Here is a 6,577-nt window from a genome sequence, read left to right on the forward strand (position 1 = left end):
GGATCCTCCCTGGTTCTGGGATGGGTATCTTCGCTATCGCAGGCGGGCCGGACCCGGCGGGTAGGTCACCGGGATCCGCCCTACCAGTAAGCACCTGGATGGGGCACCAGAAAGCCGTCAAGCGCCTCGCGTCAAACATCCGGCCCTTCAGGTCGGTACGACCGACGTGATGACGACCGTCGCTCCGATCAGGGGCTCATACGTGCCGCCGGTGACCTCGATGGTGATTACGGGAACGAGCCCTTCGACGGTCGCGGTCCATTCCGCGAACCAAATATTTCACCATGCCAGGGGTGAACGTGACGACGGTGGAGAAATCACGCTCAGGAGCGTGATTGGTAATGCGTGCGCGGGTGTCGACACGGCGAAAGTTCCAAACAGCGGTATCGCCATGGCAAGCACGCGGAGACATTTTGTGAGAGACATACCGGACTTCCTTCTATTCTGAAAATCCCCCTCCGGTAAATCAAGAGAACGATGCGCGCCCCACGGTTAGCACGAGCCGGACATAAAACAAGCGCGCGGAAAGATTCAATTTCGATCACGCGGCAGCCTTGGCACATACGGCGCAGGTGCGGCGAATGCCGGCACGCGCTCCCAGGTATTAGGCCGAGTGTGCAAGACCATGGCGACCACCGTTGGCGCGCAGAGCACCGCGCTGTAGAACAGGTGCAGTTCCACTCGAGGGACGAAATTCACGTGCAGCATGTCGACAAGGGCAAACGACCCCAGCCCGCCGCCGATGCTGACCAGCGGAGTATCGACGACGACGATTGATTGCCGTTCACCAGGAGCAAGCGCACCGGTGAACCAGCCGCTGGCCGACGCTCCGGTGCCCTTGTGGATTCATATTCGCACGCTCTGGTGCGGGTTTCGCCGGCATGCCGGGTGGACGGACCGCCCGGTGCGGGATGCCCGGCCAACCGGAGCCGTTATGGCCGATCTGGAGTCGGCCAGCGCCAATCAGCCGACAGATTCGGCAAACGGCGCGGTACGGCCGGTCTGACTCCCCTCGGACCGGTGGCCGGAACACGAGACCCGACCGATGACGGTGGGGTCGGCGGTGACGAGCACGTCGAGCTGGTCGGGGATCAGCAGACCTTGGCTGGGTTTGGAGGCCGCCGGGGGCGTGTGCGGTTGGGGCCGGGGCTGCCACCTACAGCAACCGATCTGACCCCCGCGGCCCACCTAAACGATCTCGAAAAGCGGCATCCCGGCCAACCATGTCAGTCCACACCAGACTTTCACATCAAGATTGCAAAGTTGCGCCTGTCCATTGCATGAGCCGGCCGCCGCAGGTGAGCAGCCAGGTTTACTGCGTCGTAACTGGTCAGGTGTCTGACGGCGTGGCGTGTTGATCCTTTCGCTGGTTCGTGGATCATGGTGTGGTGTTTGGGGGTCGGCGTCCGTCCTATGAGGAGCTTGTGGCGGAGAACGCTGTGCTTCGGGGGATGGTGTTGGAGTTGCGGGCGATGGTGGAAGCGCTGCAGGCTGAGGTCGCCGATGTGAAGGGGCAGTTGGGGCAGAACTCCCGGAACTCGTCGAAGCCTCCAGCCTCGGACTCACCGTTTGACAAGCCGGCGCCGAAGTCGCTGCGGCGTAAGAGCGGCCGCAAACCCGGTGGGCAACCTGGGCATCCGGGGTCGACGTTGGCGCTGGTGGATGATCCGACCGAACGCAAGCGGCACGAGCCGGGCCCATGTACCGGATGCGGCGCGAACCTGATGAATGCGCCCGAGGTGGGTGTGGAGCGGCGGCAGGTGTTCGACCTGCCGCCGATCACGGTGCGGGTGACCGAGCACCAACTGATCGCGCGCCGCTGTCGCTGTGGGACTACCACCTGCGGCACCGCGCCCGAGGGGGTGGCCGGGCCAGTCCAGTACGGCCCACGAATCAGCGCGATCATTCTTTACTTGTATGTCGGGCAGTTCCTGTCGAAGAAGCGCACCGCGCAGGCGTTGGCCGAGTTGTTCGGCACTCCGGTGTCCGAGGGCACGGTTGCGACCATGACCCGCCGCGCCGCCAGCGGGTTGAGCGAGTTCCTCACCATGCTGCGTGACCGGATCGCCGAGGCCGAGGTGGCCGGGTTCGACGAGACCGGTTTGCGGGTGGCGGGCACGCTGCATTGGGTGCACTGCGCCCGCACCGACAAGTACACCGTGATCACCTGCCACCCCAAACGCGGCCGCATGGGCATGGACGACGCCGGTGTCCTCGACCGGTTCCGGGGCGTGGCGGTGCACGACGCCTGGGCACCCTACGACAGCTACCTCGACGTCGACCATCAACTCTGCTGCGCGCACGTCCTGCGTGAACTGCAGGCCGTCACCGACACCGCCGCCGAGGCGGACTGGTGCTGGGCCACCCAAGCAACCGACGCACTCACCACGATGCAGAAACTCGTCCTCGAGGCGATCACCACCGGGGCCGACGCCCTCGACCCCGAAGCCCTGGCCGAACAGGTCAAGCTCTACCACGACGCCGCGCAGATCGGCGTCAACGACACCGCCGCCCGCACCAGCAAGACCATGGCCAAACACAACGCCCTCGCCCAGCGGCTGCTCGACCGCCAAGACGACTACCTCCGCTTCACCACCAGCTGGCGAATACCACCAGACAACAACGGATCCGAACGCGACATCCGCATGATCAAACTCCGGCAGAAGGTCTCCGGCTGCCTCCGCACCCTCACCGGAGCCACACAATTCTGCACAATCCGCAGTTACCTCTCCACCGCAGCAAAACACGGCAAACACTTCTTCGAAGTCCTCGTCATGCTCGCCGAGGGCCGCCCCTGGATGCCCGCACACCAATAATCACACCGCGGACACCTGACCAGTTACACTGCGTCATGCCATCGTGGAAACCGAGGATTTCGTGGGTTCGGGTGCGGGCTCGGTCAGTGTCTCCCACGCAGTGACGCAGTCGACCTCATGAGACGGGTCGTGGACTGTGTGGAGGAAGACCAGGTTGTCACTCCCGTTTGGGCCGGCTATGGCGCGGGTCCGGATCCGGACGGTGTCGAAGACGAACATCGCGCGGTGGAAGACCGCGGTCACGCCGCGAAGGGGGAGGCGCACGGCGAGCTTCGCCAGCGTGGGAGCCGCGGTGTCGAGCAGGAAAAGGCGTTCCCTTGCCGCCGTCAGTGCCTCGATGACCTCGATGAACGACCATTGATCGGCGACCTCGCACTGGCTGCGGCAGAGCGTGGAGTCGCGGCTCACCTCGCCGAGTATCTGTTCTCCCGTCGGCGGGGTGGCTGTGGCGGCGATCGCTGCCCGGTCCGGTCGGTAGACCTCGTCAGGCAGAAACTTGGCGAGCAGATTCTCCGGAAAAAGCCCAGGTAAGGCGGTCAGACCGTGGTCCTCCACGATGGTCACCACGCGGAGGTCCGTTTGGAACGAGGCCACCGGACGTGGGTCCGTGGCCCCGCCGCGTGCGTGGAAGTCAACGGTGAGCCGCACGTACTTGGCGGAGTCGGCGACCATGAGCCGGCCAGTGACGGCAAGCCAGTCGGCATCGGTGAACCGCAGGTGCGGCAGTGCGTAGTCGAGCTGCACGACGGTGAACGCGAAGGCCGTCCGGTGTTCGCTGAGCAGCGCCGGGTAGGACGCGACGTGAGCGGCGAACCATCGGGCGAGCGCGCTCACTGAGAATCCCAGTAGGACACGTGGGCGAATCTGCAACGGATCGAACTGGGTCGGATCGGTCGGCACGTCGAAGGTGACGGCACGCGGCATGTCAGCCCCCTGCGATAGCGGTGAGAAACTCGACTTCGTCGGAGCTGTGCATCGGTGTCGACAAGCCAGCCGTGGCGGCCAACTCGCCGTTGATGAATATCCGATGAGTTCGCCGCAGTTGGCCGTGACCATCACGCAGGACCATCTTCAGCCGCGGATGGCGGGCCTCCGCCACCGCGAGCGCGTCGCCAAGAGTGGTTGCTTCGACATCGACGGTCCGCTCGTAGTCGACCATGCGCAGCAACAGGCCGGAGAAACGTAGGATCACGTGTGCCCTCCTCGTCGGCTCGTGGTGGAGAATTTGCGATCGTCCCGAAGTGGTGCCAGGTGGGTCGTGGCCATGGTGCCGAGATTGACCTCGAGGAGATCCTGGGTGCCGGCGAAGGCCACGAGCCCGGCGAAGTCACGCAGGCAGGTGCCGAAGTATGGGTCGCCGTAGTAGAAATACCCGCCGAGCACCTGGAGAGCCTCTTCGAGCACGAACCGCACCCGGTTGACGACGACATGCTTGGCGGCCGAGACCACCGGGTCGAACAGCCGGTCGGCCTCACCGTCGGCGACTCTGCGTGCCGCTCGGTAGAGCATGGCCCTGGCCGTCTCGACCGCGATGTACATGCGACCAAGGCTCCCCTGCACGTTTGGCAGTTGACTGAGTGGTTGACCGTGGCGAATCGTTGAGTTGAGCCGGGCGACGCTGAGCTCGACCAGGGCGCGGGCCCGTCCGATCGGGGCGCCGCAGACCGTCAGCCGGCGGCTGTTGAGCAACTGCTGGGCGTGGCTGAGGCCGTCGACGGATACCACGATTCGGTCCCTGGCGACCGGTACCTCCCGCAGATCCAGCGCCGTAGGCCCCGAGGTGCGGATGCCGACGGGACTCAGCCGGGTCACCACGACGCCAGGGTCGTCGCGATGCACGAGGCAGGCCACCATGTCGTCGGCTTCGTTGCGTGCATAGACGAGGAACACCTGCGCGTGATATCCACCTGTCAGAAAGTCTTTGTGCCCGGACAGCACGAAGCCATCGCCGCGCCGGCGCAGTACGGTGCGCAGGGTGAAGGCATCTGCGTCCTCGCTGTAGGCAAGCGCGATGCCCAGGGTGCCACGAGTGATCGGAACGACATAGCGCTCGATCACGTCTTGCCGACCCGACTCGAGGAGCATCTGGGCGATGACGGTGCGAATGCCCAGGATCAAGGCGAAGCCGCTGTCCCGGCACAAGTAGCCGATCCGTTCCAGGGTGAGTACCCAAGCCACTGGATCGAGCCCGGCGCCACCCGTCTCGCGGGGCAACGGCAACGCCAGCAGGCCCGTTGCGCCTGCCTCGGCGAAGAACCGCTCGGGCACCGGTTCGCCCGCCATGTCCCGGTCGGCGGCACCCTCGTCCACGGCGGCCAACAGCTCACCCCACCGCTCGTCGACACGAATCATGGCGTCGTCCTCGGCGGCCGTCAGCGACCACAACCGCTCACCCATGGTGAGCACCGGGCAGCGACCGGGCGATGACCAGGCGTTGGATCTGGTTGGTTCCTCCGTAGATCTGGGTGACCTTGGCGTCACGCATCATCCGCTCGACGGGATACTCGCAGCTGTAGCCGTTCGCTCCGAGCACCTGCACCGCGTCAGTGGCTACCGATATCGCGGTGTCGGAGGCGAAGCACTTGGCGGCTGAGGCATAGAAGGCGAGATCCGCGTCTGCTTGCTGCGACCTGGCCGCAGCCGCGTAAGTCAGGTGGCGCGCGGCCTCCACCTTCATCGCCATGTCGGCGAGCATGAACTGCACGCTCTGCATTGCCCCGATCGGCTTGCCGAACTGCCTGCGCTGCCGGGCGTAGTCGGTTGCGTACTCCAGTGCGCCCTGCGCGATGCCGACAGCCTGTGCTGCGATGGTCACTCTGCCGTGATCGAGCGCGTTCAGTGCAATACGCAGACCGGATCCGGGCTCGCCGATCAGGCGGGATGCGGGAATACGGACGTCCTCCAGATAAACCTCGCGAGTGGGAGAGCCCTTGATGCCCATCTTGCGTTCCAGCCGGCCGAAGCTGAGTCCAGGATCGTCCTTCTCGACAATGAAGCCGGAGATGCCCGGTGACCCGTCGCGGTGGGAGTTAACGGCGAAGACAAGGTAGAAGGCCGATATCCCGGCATGGGTGATCCACCGCTTCGTGCCGTTGAGCCGGTACCCACCCGCGACGGGCTCGGCACGAGTGGACATCGCGCGAATGTCGCTGCCGGCCTCCGGTTCGGACAGGCAGAACGACATCATCGCCTCGCCTCGTGCGACCGGTGGCAGGTACTCGCGTTTGATCTCCTCGGAGGCGGCGTCCTGCAGCAGTTGGGTGCAGAGGCTGTTGATCGCCGGGATCAGCGCGCATGTCGCGCAGGCTCTGGCTACCTCTTCGACGATGATTGCCGTGGCCAGGGCGTCCGCGCCGGGCCCTCCGTAGCCCTCGGCGATTCGCGGAGCGTGGAATTCGCAGTCCCGCAATGCTGCGTAGCCTGCCGTGGGAAACTCCCCAACTATGTCCGTAGTGGCTGCGGTCGGCGCGATTACGTTCTCGCACACGTCCCGCACAGCCTCCCTGACCGCGCGGTAGTCGTCCGAAAGCTGATAGAGGTTCAGTGTCAGTCCCTTCCCGCAGCGATCAGTCCAGGATATGCTCACTGCCGACGGTGCTGATCAATTAATGACCGTAATAGATATGGGTGTGGCTCTTCTGGAGTGATCATGCGGCCTGCGGCATGATCCCGTTTTGGTAACGGGTTTGGTGGGTTCGTTGTTTTTCTTGGGCGAGGTGGTATTGCCAGTATTCGGGGAAGTTGTTGTTGCTGGCGAGTGC

The 6,577-nt window shown here is 64.7% G+C and carries 5 protein-coding genes; 1 reads left to right on the top strand and 4 read right to left on the bottom strand.

The window, feature by feature from the left end; translation table 11 throughout:
- Positions 1–1,424: 1,424 nt before the first annotated feature.
- The gene (gene tnpC / locus VGR06_RS39300) at positions 1,425–2,816 is read left to right on the top strand and encodes an IS66 family transposase (RefSeq protein WP_414637422.1); all 1,392 of its coding nucleotides are present in this window, start codon (positions 1,425–1,427) and stop codon (positions 2,814–2,816) included.
- A 33-nt stretch (positions 2,817–2,849) separates the two neighbouring features.
- Here tnpC and VGR06_RS39305 read toward each other — a convergent pair whose 3' ends face one another.
- The 4 genes from VGR06_RS39305 to VGR06_RS39320 all read right to left on the bottom strand — a co-directional run bounded on the left by VGR06_RS39305 (position 2,850) and on the right by VGR06_RS39320 (position 6,402).
- Complete coding sequence (locus VGR06_RS39305; protein WP_327564323.1) at positions 2,850–3,650, bottom strand: hypothetical protein; 801 nt, start codon at positions 3,648–3,650, stop codon at positions 2,850–2,852.
- Between the two features lie 91 nt (positions 3,651–3,741).
- Entirely contained in the window at positions 3,742–4,008 is a 267-nt protein-coding gene (locus VGR06_RS39310; RefSeq protein WP_327564324.1) for a MoaD/ThiS family protein, read from the bottom strand.
- The gene (locus tag VGR06_RS39315) at positions 4,005–5,213 is read right to left on the bottom strand and encodes an acyl-CoA dehydrogenase family protein (RefSeq protein WP_327564325.1); all 1,209 of its coding nucleotides are present in this window, start codon (positions 5,211–5,213) and stop codon (positions 4,005–4,007) included. Before VGR06_RS39315 ends, VGR06_RS39310 begins: the two co-directional genes overlap by 4 nt.
- Complete coding sequence (locus tag VGR06_RS39320; protein WP_327564326.1) at positions 5,206–6,402, bottom strand: acyl-CoA dehydrogenase family protein; 1,197 nt, start codon at positions 6,400–6,402, stop codon at positions 5,206–5,208. The genes VGR06_RS39315 and VGR06_RS39320 overlap by 8 nt, the downstream gene beginning before the upstream one ends.
- Between the last annotated feature and the right edge of the window lie 175 nt (positions 6,403–6,577).

It is taken from the genome of Actinophytocola sp., from assembly GCF_036002505.1.
Classification (GTDB): domain Bacteria; phylum Actinomycetota; class Actinomycetes; order Mycobacteriales; family Pseudonocardiaceae; genus DASYTH01.

Coding starts and splice junctions, on each gene's coding strand:
- VGR06_RS39315 (WP_327564325.1), bottom strand. CDS start 5,213: ATGGGTGAGCGGTTGTGGTCGCTGACGGCCGCCGAGGACGACGCCATG.